Here is a 16,002-nt window from a genome sequence, read left to right on the forward strand (position 1 = left end):
GCCGATGCGCGCCGGGGTGACCGGCGCGCGGAAAACAAGGAAGGCCGGCCCGCTTGCGCGGACCGGCCTTCTCGCTTTCATGCCCGGGGCGGCCGTGGCCGCCCCGGCACTGCTCAGAACTGCTCGTCGCTCAGCGCCAGCGCGCCGGCGGCGCCATTCACCACCGCGTAGGACAGGCCGGAGGCCTGGGCCAGCACGTGGTCGGCGTAGAAGCGCGCGGTGACGATCTTGGCCTGGTAGAAGGCGGCATCGCCCTCGCCCTGCGCCAGCTTGCGCTCGGCGACCAGCGCGGCACGGGCCATCTGCCAGCCGCCGGCGACGATGCCGAGCAGCTTCAGGAAGGGCACGGAGCCGACGTGCGCGGCCTTGATGTCAGCGTTGTAGGTGGCCAGGATGTAGGCCACCGCCTCTTCCACCGCCTGGATGCCGTTGCCCAGCGCGCGGCCGATGGCGGTGAAGTCGCCGTCCTTGGCGGCCAGTTCAGCCTGCACCTTGCGCATCTCGGCCACCACGCCCTGGATGGTGGCGCCGGCCTCGCGGGCGATCTTGCGGCCGATCAGGTCGTTGGCCTGGATGGCGGTGGTGCCCTCGTAGATCGGCGTGATGCGCGCGTCGCGCAGATGCTGCGCGGCGCCGGTTTCCTCGATGAAGCCCATGCCGCCGTGCACCTGTACGCCGGTGGAGGCGATATCCACCGAGTTCTCGGTGCACCAGCCCTTTACCACCGGAATCATCAGATCCACGAAAGCCTGGTTGCGCGCCCGCACGCCTTCGTCCGGGTGCAGGTGGGCCAGATCGGTGGCCGCGCCGACCACGTAGGCCAGCGCGCGCATGGCTTCGGTCTGGCTCTTCATGGACATCAGCATGCGGCGCACGTCGGGGTGCTGCAGGATGCTCACCTTGGGACCGCCGCGCACACCGAGTTCGGTACCCTGGATGCGGTCCCTGGCGTACTGCAGGGCGTGCTGGTAGGCGCGCTCGGACAGCGCCAGGCCTTCCATGCCGACCGCGAAACGGGCCTCGTTCATCATGATGAACATGTACTCCAGGCCGCGGTTCGGCTCGCCCACCAGCGTGCCGATGGCGCCACCGCTGTCGCCGAAGGCGAGTACCGCGGTCGGGCTGGCGTGAATGCCCAGCTTGTGCTCGATGGACACGCAGTGCACGTCGTTGCGCGCGCCCGGGCTGCCGTCCTCATTCACCAGGAACTTGGGCACGACGAACAGCGAGATGCCCTTCACGCCTTCCGGCGCATCCGGCAGACGGGCCAGCACCAGGTGGATGATGTTGTCGGTGAGGTCGTGCTCGCCGTAGGTGATGAAGATCTTCTGCCCGAAGATCTTGTAGGTGCCGTCGCCCTGCGGCTCGGCGCGGGTGCGCACGGCGGCGAGGTCGGAGCCGGCCTGCGGCTCGGTGAGATTCATCGTGCCGGTCCATTCGCCGCTCACCATCTTCGGCAGATACATGTCCTTCTGCGCGTCGGTGCCGCGCAGCATCAGCGCCTCGATGGCGCCGTTGGTCAGCATCGGGCACAGCGAGAAGGCCATGTTGGCGGACTTCCACATCTCCATCACGGCGGTGGAGATCAGCTTGGGCAGGCCCTGGCCGCCGTACTGCGGATCGCAGGCCAGCGCGGTCCAGCCGGCTTCGGCGAACTGCTCATAGGCGGCCTTCCAGCCCGGTACGGTGGTGACTTTGCCGTCCTGCCACTTGGCGCCGTGCTGGTCGCCGATCTTGTTCAGCGGGGCCAGCACGCCGCCGGCGAACTTGCCGGCCTCCTCCAGGATGGCGTCGACCAGGTCCGGGGAAACCTCCTCACACCCGGGCAGCGCGGCCACGGCGTCCAGGCCGGCCAGCTCGCGCATGACGAACTGCATGTCACGGATCGGTGCGGTGTATTGACTCATTTGACTGTTCGCTCCACATGGAATTGTTGTCGGTCTGCGGCCCTGCCCGCCTCTCCTGCGCCTGCCCGCGGGCAGGGTGCTACTTGCGGAACAGGTAGCGGCGGTCGTCGAAGGCCGCCACCCATTCCGGGCGATACACCACCATCAAGGTGATCACCCCGCCGCTGATCCAGCCCTCGGAAAAACCGAGCAACAGGAAGTACGGCAAATAATCGCTGGCCAGAAAATCCGCGCTGTAGGCGCCGGCCGCCACCAGCACCGCGGAGGCCACCAGCCCCTGCAGCATCACGGTGAGCGCGGAACCGAAAAATCCGGCCACGAAGATGAAGACGAAGAAATGCGCCGGCAGCCAGCGTTCCACCAGCCGGTGGATACGGTAGGCGATCAATACCGGCACCACCACCATCAACAGGAAATTGATCGGCCAGGCCTGCCACCCGAAGGTACCGTTGAGCGCGATGCCGGTGAGCGCCAGGCCGAGCGCGACGATGGCCAGCTGCGGGCCCAGCGCCAGCGTGGCCGCCATGGCACCCATCATGTGCAGGGTGAGGCCGGGTTTGACGCCGGCCTTCAGGCTCCAGATCAGCGTCAGGCCCACGGCGAACCCCAGCAGCAGGTTCAACTGCGGGCCTGTCTTGAGCCGCTGCCACGGCGCGGTGCGCCAGGTCAGCCAGCCGATCAGCAACGACAGCGCCAGCGCGGCCAGATGCCAGCCCGTGGAAAACAGATCGGCCGACAGATTCATCGTACGCCCCGCTGGCGCCCGGCGCCGCTTACAGCGCCTTGGTCAGTTCCGGCACCACCTCGAACAGGTCGCCCACCAGGCCGTAGTCCGCTACCTGGAAGATCGGCGCTTCCGGATCCTTGTTGATCGCCACGATCACCTTGGAGTCCTTCATACCGGCCAGATGCTGGATGGCTCCGGAGATGCCCACCGCGATGTACAGCTGCGGCGCGACGATCTTGCCGGTCTGGCCGACCTGATAGTCGTTGGGCACGTAGCCGGCGTCCACCGCGGCGCGACTGGCGCCGAGCGCCGCGCCAAGCTTGTCGGCCAGCGGTTCGAGCACACTCTGGTAGTTCTCTCCGCTGCCCAGGCCGCGGCCGCCGGAAACGATGACCTTGGCGGCGCCCAGTTCCGGGCGTGCCGACTTGGTCAGTTCGCGGCCGACCAGCCTGGTCAGCCCCAGGTCGGCACCCGCCGGCACGCTTTCCACGCTGGCGGAGCCACCCTCGCCCGCCGCCTCGAAGGCGGTGGTGCGCACGGTGATGACTTTCACCGCGTCGGCGCTCTTCACCGTGGCCAGCGCATTGCCGGCATAGATCGGGCGCACGAAGGTGTCGGCGGACTGCACTGCGACGATGTCGGAAATCTGCGCGACGTCGAGCAGCGCGGCCACGCGCGGGGCGACGTTCTTGCCGAAGGAGGTGGCCGGCGCCAGGATGTGGGTGTAGCCGGCCGCCTTGGCGACCACCAGCGCGGCCAGGTTTTCGGCCAGTTGGGCCTCGTAGTGCGGCGCGGATACGCTCAGCACCTTGGCGACGCCCGCCAGTTTCGCGGCGGCCGCGGCGGCGGCCTCGTTGCCGTTGCCGGCGACCAGCACGTGGACTTCCCCGCCCAGCGCGGCGGCCGCGGTGACGGTGTTGAGGGTGGCCGCCTTGAGGCTGGCGTTGTCGTGTTCAGCAATAACCAGGATCGTCATGGCATCCTCCGCAGGGCCGTCCCAAGGAGGATGTTCGCCCCCGCGGGGGGCAGTGCAGCGGCGCCAGCCGCAAACGTGGGGGTCGTCATTTCAGATCACCTTCGCTTCGTTCTTGAGCTTGTCCACCAGCTGGGCCACGTCGGCCACGCGCACGCCCGCGCTGCGCTTGGGCGGCTCATCGACCCGCAGCGTGCTCAGGCGCGGGGCGACGTCCACGCCCAGTTCATCGGGCTTGACGATTTCCAGCGGCTTCTTCTTGGCTTTCATGATGTTGGGCAGCGTGGCGTAGCGCGGCTCGTTGAGGCGCAGATCAGTGGTGATCACCGCCGGCAGCGAGAGTTCCAGCGTTTCCAGGCCGCCGTCGATTTCGCGGGTCACCGCCGCCTTGCCGTCGGCAATGGTGACCTTGGAAGCGAAGGTGGCCTGCGGCCAGCCGTTCAGCGCAGCGAGCATCTGGCCGGTCTGGTTGGCGTCGTCGTCGATGGCCTGCTTGCCGCAGATCACCACCTGCGGGGCTTCCTTGTCGGTCAGCGCCTTGAGCAGCTTGGCCACGGCCAGCGGCTGCAGATCGACATCGGTTTCCACCAGGATGCCGCGGTCGGCGCCGATGGCCATCGCCGCGCGCAGGGTTTCCTGGCAGGCCGCGATGCCGCAGCTCACCGCGACCACCTCGGCGGCCACGCCGGCTTCCTTGAGGCGCACGGCCTCTTCCACGGCGATCTCATCGAAGGGATTCATCGACATCTTGACGCTGGCGATATCCACGCCGGTGCCGTCGGCCTTGACGCGCACCTTGACGTTGTAATCGACCACGCGTTTGACGGGAACCAGTATCTTCAAAGCTGCGCTCCTCTATTTTGGGTTGGGATTGGTCTTGTCCGGAATGCCATTATCTCACCGCACAAAAGCGTTTGACACCTGCGCCAGCCGCCGGGAGAATGATTCCATACGCTGCAGTATGGCGGCGTACGGTAGCGTATGGTCTACGATTCGTCAATAACTATTCCGTATGGAAATCGCCCCAGCAAAACAACGCATACAACTCGACCGCGACGCCTGGGTACAGGCCGCCGTCGAGGTGCTCGCCGAGGAAGGCGTCTCCGGCCTGCGCGTGGAGGTGCTGGCCAAGCGCCTGAAGGTCACCAAGGGGAGTTTCTACTGGCACTTCCAGGACCGCCGCGACCTGCAACTGGCCGTGCTGCACGACTGGAAGGAAGGCCGCATCCGCGACATCGTCAAGCAGACCCGCGCCCAGCCCGGCCAGGAGCTCGAGCAGATCTACCACGTCATCGACGTCTATTCGACGCGCCGCAGCCGGCGCGGCATGCTCATCGAACTGGCGGTGCGCGACTGGGCGCGCCGCGACGCCGAGGCTGCGGCCATCGTCGCCGAGGTGGACGACATCCGCCTGCGCAGCGCGCGCGAGCTGTTCCTCGCCTGTGGCGTGCCGCTGGAGGAAGCCTCCAGCCGCTGTACGCTGCTCTACGCCTATGTGTTCGGCCTTTCACTGATGGTGTACGACCGTTTTGCCGAAGACCCGGCCCGCCTCAAGCGGGACATCGCCGATCTGATCGCGCGTTCCGCAGCGATGAAGCAAGCGGCGCCCGGCCAGTCCGGCTGAGCGCCGGGAAGCGGCGCAAACTTCCGCCACAAGGAATCCGCCCCCGCGCGCGCCCACGCCGCTATCATCACGGCTTTGCCGCCCGGCGGGCGGAACCCCGCAGCGAACCACCATGAATCTGCTCCGCGCGCTGGCCACGGTCAGCGGCATGACCCTGCTGTCGCGCATCCTCGGCTTCGTGCGCGATTTCGTCATCGCCCGCGCCTTCGGCGCCGGCATGATGACCGACGCCTTCTTCGTCGCCTTCCGCCTGCCCAATCTGCTGCGTCGCATGTTCGCCGAAGGCGCCTTCTCGCAGGCCTTCGTGCCCATCCTGGCCGAGTACAAGAACCGCCAGGGCGAGGACGCCACCCGCACGCTGGTCAATCGCACCGCCACACTGTTGGCGCTGGTGGTCACCGCGGTGTCCATCCTCGGGGTTCTTGCCGCGCCGTGGATCATCTACCTCTCCGCGCCGGGCTTCGCCGTCGATGCGGAAAAGTTCGCCCTTACCGTCGAACTCACCCGCATCACCTTCCCCTACATCCTGTTCATGGCGCTGGTGGCGCTGGCCGGCGGCATCCTCAACACCTGGAGCCGCTTCGCCATTCCGGCGTTCACGCCGGTGCTGCTCAACCTCAGCTTCATCGGCATGGCGCTGTTCGCCGCGCCCTGGTTCGATCCGCCGGTGCTCGCGCTGGCCTGGGCGGTATTCCTCGGCGGCGTGCTGCAACTGGCGCTGCAACTGCGCCCGCTGCACAGGATCGGCATGCTGCCGCGCTTCGACCTGAATCTGCGCGACCCCGGCGTGCGGCGCATCCTCCGGCTGATGGCGCCGGCGCTGCTGGGCGTGTCGGTGAGCCAGATCTCGCTGCTCATCAACACCATCTTCGCCTCCTTCCTGCAAAGCGGCAGCGTGTCGTGGCTGTACTACGCCGACCGCCTGATGGAATTCCCCGCCGGCCTGCTGGGCGTGGCCCTGGGCACCATCCTGCTGCCCAGCCTCGCCAAGCTGCACGCCGACGAGCGGCGCGAGGAGTTTTCCTCCCTGCTCGACTGGGGGCTGCGCCTCACCCTGCTGCTCACCCTGCCCGCCGCGCTGGCGCTGATGCTGCTGGCCGTGCCGCTGATCGCCACCCTGTTCCACCACGGAGCGTTCTCCGCCGCGGACGTGCTGGCCACCCGGCAGGCGCTGGTGGCCTACAGCGTGGGGCTGACCGGGCTGATCCTGGTCAAGGTGCTCGCCCCGGCGTTCTACGCCCGGCAGGACATCAAGACCCCGGTGAAGATCGCCCTGCTCACCCTGGCCGCCACCCAGGTGATGAACCTCGCCTTCATCATTCCGCTCAAGCACGCCGGGCTGGCGCTGTCCATCGGCCTGGCCTCGCTGCTCAATGCCGCCCTGCTCTATCGCGGCCTGCGCAGGCGCGGGGTGTATCAACCGGAAGCCGGCTGGCTGAAATTCTTCGCCAAGCTGCTGCTCGCCCTGGCGGTCATGGGCGTGGTGCTGTGGTTTGCCGCGGGCGCGGAAACGCGCTGGCTGGAGGATTCCAGCCTGCTCCGCGTGCTGCGCCTGGGCGGCGTGGTGCTGGCCGGCGCGGCCGCCTACTTCGCCACGCTGGTCGCCCTGGGTTTCCGTCCGCGCGACTTCCGCCGCCGCGCGGCGGGCTAGAATCGGATTTCCATGCCATGAGAAAGGAGACCCTGCGATGATCCTCACCACCCAGAGCTTCGCCGATGGTGCCCGCATTCCGGGTGAATTCGCCTTCTGCATTCCCGCCGCCGAAGGCCACGTCTGCCTGGGCGCCAACCGCAATCCGCAACTGGCCTGGACCGACGTGCCGGCCGATACCCGCTCCTTCGTGCTGATCTGCCACGACCCGGACGTGCCGAGCAAGGGCGACGACGTCAATCAGGAAGGGCGTACGGTGCCGGCCAGCCTGCCGCGCGTGGATTTCTTCCATTGGGTGCTGGTGGATCTGCCCGCCAACCTGCGCGGGATCGCCGCCGGCAGCTTCTCGTCCGACGTGACCCCCGGCGGCAAGACCGGCCCCGCCGCCGCCCACGGCACCCGCCAGGGCATCAACGACTACACTGCGTGGTTCGCCGGCGACGAAGCCATGCGCGGCGACTACCACGGCTACGATGGCCCCTGCCCGCCGTGGAACGACGAATTGCTGCACCACTACGTATTCACGCTGTACGCGCTGGACATTCCACGTTGTCCGGTGGAAGGCAAGTTCGGGGGTGCCGACGTGCGCAAGGCCATCGAGGGGCATGTGCTGGCGTCGGCGTCGATCACCGGAACCTACACGCTGAACCCGACACTCGGCGATTAAAGCCACAGGGGCGAGCGCGCTCAGGGCGCCCGCCCCTGCCGCTACGACACTTGCGCCGGGAGTCTGCGCCGCAGCGAGCGGAGATTCACGGCCGAGTAGTCCGGCAAGCCATCTCGATACGGGCGCACGACCTCCCCTTCCACCAGCGGACGCAGATAGCGCAGCGCAGCGTCGGTCACGTGCAACCCATCCTCGCGGATGAAATGTGCCGGCACCAGCCGTTCCAAGTTGGCAATGGCGCGGGTATCCACCGCTCCGATGCGCCAGCGGTAGGGTTCGTCCGCTTCGCGGATGATGGCGGGCATGGCGGCCTTGCGGCCGGCGACGGCATACTCGACGGCGGCGGTACCGACGGCGCGGGCCTGGGCGTGGTCGGTGGCGGAGACCAGATGGCCGGCCGCGCGTTGCAGGTAGTCCGGGATGGCCCAGTGGTGCTTGTAGCCCAGGCGGGTGCTGACCAGCCGTGCGATGCACTGGCCGGCGCCGCCGAGCTGGACGTGGCCCTTGTTGTCGTGGCCCTGCTCCATGACCAGGCTGCCGTCGGCGCGACGGACGCCCTCGGAAACGGTGACGGTGCAGTAGCCCAGGCGCTCGACCACTTCGCGCACCTTGGCAAGGAAGGTCTCATCGTCGAACGCCACTTCCGGCAGCAGGATGATGTGCGGCGGGGCGTCCACCCTGTCCCGCGCGGCCAGCGCGGTGGCCGCGGCCAGCCAGCCGGCGTTGCGGCCCATGACTTCCATGACGAACACCCTGCCCTTGCTGCCGGACATGGCGGCGAGGTCCAGGCCGGCCTCCAGCATCGAGGTGGCGACGTATTTGGCTGCGGAGCCGAAACCGGGGGAGCAGTCGCTGCCTTCCAGGTCGTTGTCCACGGTCTTGGGCACGCCGATGGCGGTGATCGGGAAGCCGCGCGCCTGGGCGGCGGCGGTGATCTTGGCGACGGTGTCCATCGAGCCATTGCCGCCGTTGTAGAGGAAATAGCCGATGTCGTGGGCGGCGAACACGTCGAACAGGCGATCGTATTGCGCGGGGTTTTGGTCCGGCGGATCGAGGTCGAAGCGGCAGGAGCCGAAGGCGCCGCCGGGAGTGAGCGCGAGCGCGGCCAACGCGGCATCGTCGAGTGCAGCGGTGTCCACCAGGTTTTCCGCGAGCGCACCGAGAATGCCGTTGCGCGCGGCGTAGATGGCGCCGATGGCCTCGGGGTGGCGGCGGGCGGTTTCGATGATGGCGGCGGCGGTGGCATTGATCACCGCGGTCACGCCGCCGGATTGTGCGTAGAGCAGATTGCGCCGGGTCATGGACTGGTCCGGTATCGGGGATGGAAAGATGCGTGGACGTGAAAACGGCCGGCCCGGGCACTGCCCGCCGCCGGCCGCGTTGCTGGCGCGTGGCGCGTCTTACTTCAGCGCGTCGAGCGCGCGCGCGGTGATTTCATTGACCTGGCCGAGGCCGGAGATCTTGCGCACCTTGGGCGCCTTGGCGTCGCCGGCGGCAGCCCAGTCGGCGTAGTACTTGACCAGCGGCTTGGTCTGCGCGTGGTAGACCTCCAGACGCTTCTGCACGGTTTCCTCGCGGTCGTCGTCGCGCTGGATCAGATCCTCGCCGGTTTCGTCGTCCTTGCCGGCGACCTTGGGTGGGTTGTACTTGACGTGGTAGGTACGCCCGGACGCCACGTGCACGCGGCGCCCACTCATGCGCTCGACGATCTCGCTGTCGGGCACGTCGATTTCCAGTACGAAGTCGATGGGCACGCCGGCAGCCTTCATGGCATCGGCCTGCGGAATGGTGCGCGGGAAGCCGTCGAACATGTAGCCGTCTTTACAGTCGGGCTGTTGCAGACGGTCCTTGACCAGGCCGATGATGATGTCGTCGGACACCAGGCCGCCCGAGTCCATGACCTTCTTGGCCTCGATGCCCAGCGGGGTGCCGGCCTTGACCGCGGCGCGCAGCATGTCGCCGGTGGAAATCTGCGGAATGCCGAACTTTTCCTTGATGAAGTTGGCCTGGGTTCCCTTGCCGGCGCCCGGAGGCCCCAAAAGAATGAGTCGCATACACCCTCCCGGTGAAGTGTCGGCCTTGTCGTCCGGCCGGTTCTATGAAAGAAATAAACTTACTCGACTGGCTTCGACCGGTCAAACGCGCGGCGCACGCGTTCGAGGTCTTCCGGCGTATCGACGCCGGCGGCCGGGGCCTCATCCACCCGCAATACCTGGATGCGGTGGCCATGCCACATGGCGCGCAGTTGTTCGAGCGCTTCCCACTGCTCCAGCGGCGACGCTTCCAGTCCGGCGTAACGCCGCAGGAAGGCCGCGCGGTAGGCGTACAGGCCGATGTGGCGCAGCACCGGCAGGCCGGCGGGCAACTGCCCGCGGTTTTCGGCGAAGGCATCGCGCGCCCACGGAATCGGTGCGCGCGAGAAGTACATGGCTTGGCCGGCGGCATTGCACACCACCTTGACCACGTTGGGGTTGAAGAACTCGGCCGGATCGGCGATGGGATGCGCGGCGGTGGCGATGGATGCGTCCGGGTCGGCGGCCAGCGCGCGGGCCACCGCGCCGATCAGCGCGGGGTCGATCAGCGGTTCGTCGCCCTGCACGTTGACCACGATGTCCTCGTCGGCCCAGCCCAGGCGTTCGACCACTTCGGCGAGGCGGTCGGTGCCGCTGGGGTGGTCGGCGCGGGTCATCAGCGCCTGGCCGCCGGTCTGCCGCACGGCGTCGAACACGCCGGCGTGGTCGGTGGCCACCCAGACTTCGCTGGCACCGGCCTCGCGGGCGCGTTCGGCCACGCGCAGCACCATGGGCTTGCCGCCGATGTCGGCGAGCGGTTTGCCCGGCAGGCGGGTGGAACTGAAACGGGCGGGAATGACGACGCGGAAGGAGGTCATGCGCGAGGACTCGGAACGCGGTGCGGGAAGGCCGGTGCGCGGCTCAACGCAACGCGTCGACTTCCTCGGCGGGCAACTGGGCGGCTTCGTCCTCCAGCATCACCGGAATGCCGTCGCGGATCGGGAAGGCCAGGCGGTCCGCCTTGCAGACCAGATCCTGCTTGTCGCGGCGGTAGTCGAGCGGCCCCTTGCAGAGCGGGCAGACGAGAAGATCAAGCAGTCTGGCGTCCATGCGGCAGTTTCTCCAGGATTCGTTGCGCCGCGTCCGGCGGGATTTCCGCCACCACCGGCAGTTCCCAGCAGTTCGCGGGCGCGAAAGCCGCGCATTTTACCGCATCCTTGCTGGTCATGACCCGTGGGCGGCCGTCGTCCGGCGCCAGATCGGCGGGAAGGAAGTGGTGATGATCGGGGAAAGCCTGGCCGTCCACTTCCAGCCCGAGCGCGCGCAGGTGCTCGAAGAAGCGTTGCGGGCGGCCGATGCCGGCGAGCGCATGGACGCGCTGGCCGTGGAAGTGCTCCGCGCCGACTTCGCGGCCCGAGCCGTCCAGCGCGCGGAAGCGTGCCCCGCCAAGGCGCAGCGGATAGACCGCGCAGCCTTCCAGGCGTGCCTGGAGCGCGGGGGAAAGCGCGCCATGGGCGAACACCGCATCCACCTCGCGCAGGCGCTCCAGCCCCTCGCGCAGCGGCCCGGACGGCAGGCGCCAGCGGTTGCCCAGGGTGGCTTCGTCGACCACCGCCAGTTCCACGTCGCGCGCCAGGCGGTAGTGCTGCAGGCCGTCGTCGCAGACGATCACGTCGCACTCGGGATGCGCGGCCAGCAGTGCGCGTGCGGCGGCCGGGCGGTCCGCGCCGACGGCCACCGGGCAGCCGGTCAGGCGGGCGAGCAGCACGGGTTCGTCGCCATACAGACCGGGGTCGCCGTCGGCGGGCACCAGCGCGCAGCCTTCGACGCGGCCGCCGTAGCCCCGGCTGACGATGCCGGGGCGGCGGCCCGCCGCGCGCAGTTGCCCGGCCAGCCAGTGCGCCACCGGCGTCTTGCCGCTGCCGCCCACGGCGATGTTGCCGACCACGATGACCGGTACCGGCAGGCGTTCGGCCTTGAGCAGGCCGCTGCGGTACAGCCGGCGGCGCAGCCCGGCCAGCACGCCGAACAACGCGGCGAGCGGCAGCAGCGCCGCGCTGCGCGCGTTGCGGGTGGCCCAGAAGCTTGGCGCCTGACGCGGCATGTCAGGATATCCGCCTGAAGGGGGGGAGATGCCGGCTGGCCGCTGCCCTGCCCGCCGGGACCGGCCGGGAGCGGAGCGCCCGGGCCATCAGTTGCCGGCCGACTGGATCGCGAAGGTGATGTGCGCCAGCCCGGCGCGCTGGGCGGCCTGCATCACGTCGATCACCCGTTGATGGGCGGCCTTGGCGTCGGCGTTGATGACCACCACCGGGGCTCGGCCATCGCCGGGCGCGGCCTGGGCGAGCGCCGCGGAGATCGCCTCGATCTCGCGCCCGCCCACGGGGCGGCGGTTCACCAGCACTTCGCCCGCGGCGGTGACCGCGACGATGATCTCGTTGGGGGTGCTTTCGGCCGCCGGCGCGTCGGCGGTGGGCAGGTTGATCTCCAGGCCGGCAACCTTGGAAAAGGTGGTGGTCAGCATCAGGAAGATGATGATCACCAGCACCACGTCGATGAGCGGAATCAGATTGATGTCCGGCTCCAGGTGGCGGTTGTTGCGGCGGAAGTCCATCGCGGCTCAGCCCTGCCGCTCGCCGTGCACCACTTCCACCAGTTCGATGGCTTGTTGCTCCATGTCGATCACGAAGCTGTCGACCAGGCCGCGGAAGTGGCGCCAGAAGATGGTCGCGGGAATCGCGATGATCAGCCCCAGGCCGGTGGTGTACAGCGCGATCGCGATGCCCTGGGAGAGCTGCTGGGGGTTGGCGCCCGTCACGCCCTGCGAGGCGAAGATCTCGATCATGCCGACGATGGTGCCGAACAGGCCGAGCAGCGGGCTGATGGTGGCGATGGTGCCCAGCGTGGTGAGGAAGCGCTCCAGCTCGTGCAGCACGGCACGCCCGCTGTCCTCGATGGATTCCTTCATGACCTCGCGCGAACTGTTCACGTTGCGCAGTCCGGCTGCCAGCACGCGGCCGAACGGCGAATGCTTGGTGAGCCGTTCGATCATCTGTGGCGAAGCGCCGTGCAGGCGCAGGTCGGTGAGCACCATGCCGAGCAGATCCGCCGGCACCACCTTGGAGCGGCGCAGCGCGAAGGATCGTTCGACGATCAGCGCCAGCGCGATGACTGAAGCCAGCAACAGCGGCCAGATCGGCCAGCCCACGGCTTGGATGATCGCCAACACGCCTCGGTACTCCGTATGGGAAAGGCGAAACTCTAGCGTCCGGCGCTCTTCAGAGCAAGCCGCGGGGCAAGAGTCTGAATGCTGAAGGCATCGATTTCGCGATACCTGAGAGGGTGCCTGGAAGTGCGGAGGGATAAAACCATTGTGCTACAAGGGTTTTGCGCAGCAATCCACAGAATCTGTGGATAACTTTGTGGACTACTTTGGGGAAGTGCGTGGAAGCGGCGCCGTTGCAGGATTTGCCTTGCTTCGATTAAAAAATAGGCAATCAAAAAATATATAAAAAACAAAGCATTGCATTGCATGTAAAAAAACCGAAGGATTGGCGCGAAAATTGTTGACAAGGCGTCCGGGCTGTGGATTTTCGCTACAATGCGCGCCATGTCAGCCCCCTTCCCCGCCCGCGATCTGCCCGGCGACGCACCGCTGCCGGTATCCGCCCTCAACCGCCTGGCGCGGGAGATCCTCGAACGCAGCTTCCCCCTGCTGTGGGTGAGCGGCGAAATCTCCAACCTCACCCGGGCCGCTTCCGGACATCTCTACTTCACGCTGAAGGACGAGCAGGCCCAGATACGTTGCACCATGTGGCGGAACCGTGCCCAGTTGCTGCCTTTCCGCCCGGAAAACGGCATGCGTGTGGAGGCGCGCGCACTGGTCACGCTGTACGAGCCGCGCGGCGATTATCAGCTCGGCGTGGAGACCCTGCGCAGCGCCGGGCAAGGCAATCTGTTCGAGGCATTCACCCGCCTGAAGGCGCGGCTCGGCGCCGAGGGCCTGTTCGACCCCGCCCTGAAGCGCGCCCTGCCCCGTTTCCCGCGCGCGGTCGGCGTGGTGACCTCGCCGGCCGCCGCCGCGCTGCGCGATGTGCTGGCCGCCCTGCGCCGCCGCGCCCCGCATCTGCCGGTGGTCCTCTACCCCGCCCCGGTGCAGGGTGCCGATGCCGGCGCCGCGCTCACCCAGGCGCTGGTGACCGCCAGCGCGCGCGCGCAGCAGGACGGCATCGACGCCATCCTGTTCGTGCGTGGCGGCGGCGGCATCGAAGATCTGTGGGCCTTCAACGACGAGGCCCTGGCGCGGGCCATCCGTGCGTGTCCGCTGCCAGTGGTGAGCGGCGTGGGGCACGAGACGGATTTCACCATCGCCGACTTCGCCGCCGACCTGCGTGCGGCCACCCCGACGATGGCTGCGGAGCTGGTCAGCGCGGGCTTTCACGCCGCGCCCGGAGAGCTGGCCGCGCTGGCCCGGCATCTGCGCGATGCGCTGACGCGCCGTCTGGGCACGCTGACCCAGCGCGTGGACCGTGCCGCGCTGCGCCTGCTGCACCCCCGTGAGCGCCTGCGCCGTGCCGCGCAGGATGGCGAGCGTCTGCGCGCGCGCCTGGATAGCGCGCTGGCCCGCCGGCTGGAACGCGAGCAGGCGCGCCTGGGGGCCTTGCAGGCCCGCCTGCGTGCCACCCGGCCCGATCTGCAGCGCGCCGGCGAGCGCGTGTCGCGCGCCGGACATGGACTGGAGCAAGCGCTGGAGGTCTTGCTGGCGCGCCGGCGCGAACGCCTGGAAACACTCGCCAGCCATCTTCAGCACCTCGATCCGCAGGCCGTGCTGGCGCGCGGCTACGGCATCGCGCGTGATGCGCGCGGCAACATCCTGCGCGGCGGCGACGGACTCGCGGCCGGCGATGCGGTCAGCGTGCAACTCGCGGATGCTTGGCTGGATACCCGTCTGGAGGAAATCCGCAAACGCTGAACACGCCGCATCGCGGACATTTCGCCCCGGAACACGGACCGCCCGGATGCGCCCAACATTTGCGCGGGCCGTGCAATCCCGACTAGAATAGTCGGGCTTACACCATAACTAGCCGGCTACCGGCACCCACCACTTCTGACTCGCTACAGGAGAGACATATGGAACACGTTCTGCCCCCCCTGCCCTATGCCAAGGATGCCCTGGCTCCGCACATTTCTGCGGAAACCCTGGAATTCCACTACGGCAAGCACCACCAGGCCTACGTCACCAACCTGAACAACCTGATCAAGGGCACCGAGTACGAGAACCTCGATCTCGAGGCCATCGTCAAGAAGGCGCCGGCCGGCGGCATCTACAACAACGCCGCGCAGATCTGGAACCACACCTTCTTCTGGAGCAGCCTGTCGCCTACCGGTGGCGGTGAGCCGAGCGGCGCGCTGGCCGAGGCCATCAAGGCCAAGTGGGGCTCCTTCGAGGACTTCCGCAAAGCCTTCCAGGCTTCCGCCGTGGGCAATTTCGGTTCGGGCTGGAGCTGGCTGGTGAAGAAGGCCGACGGCAGCGTCGACATCGTCAACATGGGCGCCGCCGGTACCCCGTTGACCACCGGCGACAAGGCCCTGCTCTGTATTGACGTGTGGGAACACGCCTACTACATCGACTACCGCAACCGTCGTCCCGACTTCGTCGCCACCTTCCTCGACAAGCTGGCCAACTGGGATTTCGCCGCGAAGAACTTCGCCTGACGGCAAGCCCGTCATGCGGGCAGCCGGCTGCATGGAAGGCGCCACGGCAACGTGGCGCCTTTTTCTTGTTTCTCCCTTAAAGATGCGCACGCTCTGCGTGCGCCGGAGCCTACATGGAACTGCCCAGCCATCAAACGACCATGACCGTGCTGATGACGCCGGACATGGCCAATTTCTCCGGCAAGGTCCACGGCGGCGCGATCCTGCGCCTGCTCGACCAGGTCGCCTACGCCTGTGCCAGCCGGTACGCCGGCGAATACGTGGTCACCCTGTCGGTGGATCAGGTGATGTTCCGCGAACCGATCAATGTCGGTGAACTGGTCACCTTTCTTGCCTCGGTGAACTACACGGGCAAGACGTCGATGGAGATCGGCATCAAGGTGGTGGCCGAGAACATCCGCGCCAAGCGGGTGCGCCACGCCAACAGCTGCTTCTTCACCATGGTCGCGGTGGATGAGAACGGCCGCGCCACCAGCGTGCCGTCTTTCGTGCCGGGTACGCCGGAAGAAGCGCGGCGCAACCGCGAAGCCAGACTGCGCCGCGAACTGCGCCAGGAGTTCGAGCAGCGTCAGCAGGCCCTCAAACCGGGCGACGGCACGTAGGCAAGCGCGGTTCACCGGGGGCACACTGGCCCGCGTACGGCGCGCTTTCCGCCTTCGCTCCCGCCGTACGGCAGTGGCTTGCGTTGACCACTGGCGGGCGTGCCCTGGCACTACCCATTTCGGG

At 67.9% G+C, this 16,002-nt stretch carries 17 protein-coding genes; 6 read left to right on the forward strand and 11 right to left on the reverse strand.

Annotation, left to right across the window (positions count from 1 at the left end; all coding sequences use genetic code 11):
• Nucleotides 1–113 precede the first annotated feature (113 nt).
• From E6C76_RS04430 to E6C76_RS04445, 4 genes are all read right to left on the reverse strand, one after another.
• Complete coding sequence (locus E6C76_RS04430; protein ID WP_136347058.1) at nucleotides 114–1,907, reverse strand: acyl-CoA dehydrogenase; 1,794 nt, start codon at nucleotides 1,905–1,907, stop codon at nucleotides 114–116.
• Between the two features lie 79 nt (nucleotides 1,908–1,986).
• Nucleotides 1,987–2,652 carry an energy-coupling factor ABC transporter permease gene (locus tag E6C76_RS04435; protein ID WP_136347059.1) on the reverse strand — a complete coding sequence of 222 codons (666 nt, stop codon included), beginning with the start codon at nucleotides 2,650–2,652 and terminating at the stop codon, nucleotides 1,987–1,989.
• 28 nt (nucleotides 2,653–2,680) lie between these two features.
• Entirely contained in the window at nucleotides 2,681–3,610 is a 930-nt protein-coding gene (locus E6C76_RS04440) for an electron transfer flavoprotein subunit alpha/FixB family protein (RefSeq protein WP_136347060.1), read from the reverse strand.
• A 90-nt stretch (nucleotides 3,611–3,700) separates the two neighbouring features.
• A complete protein-coding gene (locus tag E6C76_RS04445; RefSeq protein WP_136347061.1) occupies nucleotides 3,701–4,450 on the reverse strand; it encodes an electron transfer flavoprotein subunit beta/FixA family protein in 750 nt (249 codons plus the stop codon).
• A 169-nt stretch (nucleotides 4,451–4,619) separates the two neighbouring features.
• Here E6C76_RS04445 and E6C76_RS04450 point away from each other — a divergent pair, with 169 nt between their 5' ends.
• The 3 genes from E6C76_RS04450 (at nucleotide 4,620) to E6C76_RS04460 (ending at nucleotide 7,549) form a co-directional block, all read left to right on the forward strand.
• On the forward strand, nucleotides 4,620–5,231 hold the full coding sequence (locus E6C76_RS04450) for a TetR/AcrR family transcriptional regulator (RefSeq protein WP_136347062.1): 612 nt from the start codon (nucleotides 4,620–4,622) through the stop codon (nucleotides 5,229–5,231).
• 112 nt (nucleotides 5,232–5,343) lie between these two features.
• Nucleotides 5,344–6,882: a murein biosynthesis integral membrane protein MurJ gene (murJ, locus tag E6C76_RS04455; protein WP_136347063.1), complete on the forward strand. Its 1,539-nt coding sequence runs from the start codon at nucleotides 5,344–5,346 to the stop codon at nucleotides 6,880–6,882.
• Nucleotides 6,883–6,919: 37 nt separating this feature from the next.
• Nucleotides 6,920–7,549, forward strand: coding sequence for a YbhB/YbcL family Raf kinase inhibitor-like protein (locus E6C76_RS04460; protein ID WP_136347064.1), 630 nt, complete (start codon nucleotides 6,920–6,922; stop codon nucleotides 7,547–7,549).
• Between the two features lie 41 nt (nucleotides 7,550–7,590).
• On the opposite strand, the gene E6C76_RS04465 is transcribed toward E6C76_RS04460, so the two are convergent.
• The 7 genes from E6C76_RS04465 to E6C76_RS04495 all read right to left on the reverse strand — a co-directional run bounded on the left by E6C76_RS04465 (nucleotide 7,591) and on the right by E6C76_RS04495 (nucleotide 12,790).
• Nucleotides 7,591–8,850, reverse strand: a complete 1,260-nt coding sequence (locus tag E6C76_RS04465) for a 6-phosphofructokinase (protein ID WP_136347065.1) — start codon at nucleotides 8,848–8,850, stop codon at nucleotides 7,591–7,593.
• Nucleotides 8,851–8,949: 99 nt separating this feature from the next.
• On the reverse strand, nucleotides 8,950–9,603 hold the full coding sequence (gene adk, locus E6C76_RS04470) for an adenylate kinase (protein ID WP_136347066.1): 654 nt from the start codon (nucleotides 9,601–9,603) through the stop codon (nucleotides 8,950–8,952).
• Nucleotides 9,604–9,662: 59 nt separating this feature from the next.
• Nucleotides 9,663–10,439 (reverse strand): 3-deoxy-manno-octulosonate cytidylyltransferase, encoded by a 777-nt coding sequence (gene kdsB / locus E6C76_RS04475; RefSeq protein ID WP_136347067.1) that lies wholly within the window; start codon nucleotides 10,437–10,439, stop codon nucleotides 9,663–9,665.
• A 43-nt stretch (nucleotides 10,440–10,482) separates the two neighbouring features.
• Nucleotides 10,483–10,671 (reverse strand): Trm112 family protein, encoded by a 189-nt coding sequence (locus E6C76_RS04480; RefSeq protein WP_136347068.1) that lies wholly within the window; start codon nucleotides 10,669–10,671, stop codon nucleotides 10,483–10,485.
• Nucleotides 10,652–11,665, reverse strand: a complete 1,014-nt coding sequence (gene lpxK / locus E6C76_RS04485) for a tetraacyldisaccharide 4'-kinase (RefSeq protein ID WP_136347069.1) — start codon at nucleotides 11,663–11,665, stop codon at nucleotides 10,652–10,654. The genes E6C76_RS04480 and lpxK overlap by 20 nt, the downstream gene beginning before the upstream one ends.
• A gap of 87 nt (nucleotides 11,666–11,752) precedes the next feature.
• The gene (locus E6C76_RS04490; RefSeq protein WP_136347070.1) at nucleotides 11,753–12,175 is read right to left on the reverse strand and encodes an ExbD/TolR family protein; all 423 of its coding nucleotides are present in this window, start codon (nucleotides 12,173–12,175) and stop codon (nucleotides 11,753–11,755) included.
• A 6-nt stretch (nucleotides 12,176–12,181) separates the two neighbouring features.
• Nucleotides 12,182–12,790, reverse strand: a complete 609-nt coding sequence (locus tag E6C76_RS04495) for a MotA/TolQ/ExbB proton channel family protein (protein ID WP_136347071.1) — start codon at nucleotides 12,788–12,790, stop codon at nucleotides 12,182–12,184.
• 381 nt (nucleotides 12,791–13,171) lie between these two features.
• Between E6C76_RS04495 and xseA the strand changes: the two genes are divergently transcribed.
• The 3 genes from xseA to E6C76_RS04510 all read left to right on the forward strand — a co-directional run bounded on the left by xseA (nucleotide 13,172) and on the right by E6C76_RS04510 (nucleotide 15,878).
• A complete protein-coding gene (xseA, locus tag E6C76_RS04500; RefSeq protein ID WP_136347072.1) occupies nucleotides 13,172–14,533 on the forward strand; it encodes an exodeoxyribonuclease VII large subunit in 1,362 nt (453 codons plus the stop codon).
• A 158-nt stretch (nucleotides 14,534–14,691) separates the two neighbouring features.
• Entirely contained in the window at nucleotides 14,692–15,276 is a 585-nt protein-coding gene (locus E6C76_RS04505; RefSeq protein ID WP_136347073.1) for a superoxide dismutase, read from the forward strand.
• 113 nt (nucleotides 15,277–15,389) lie between these two features.
• Complete coding sequence (locus E6C76_RS04510; protein WP_136347074.1) at nucleotides 15,390–15,878, forward strand: acyl-CoA thioesterase; 489 nt, start codon at nucleotides 15,390–15,392, stop codon at nucleotides 15,876–15,878.
• Nucleotides 15,879–16,002 lie beyond the last annotated feature (124 nt).

The sequence above is a fragment of the Pseudothauera nasutitermitis genome, assembly GCF_004801295.1.
Taxonomy (GTDB): Bacteria; Pseudomonadota; Gammaproteobacteria; order Burkholderiales; family Rhodocyclaceae; genus Pseudothauera; species Pseudothauera nasutitermitis.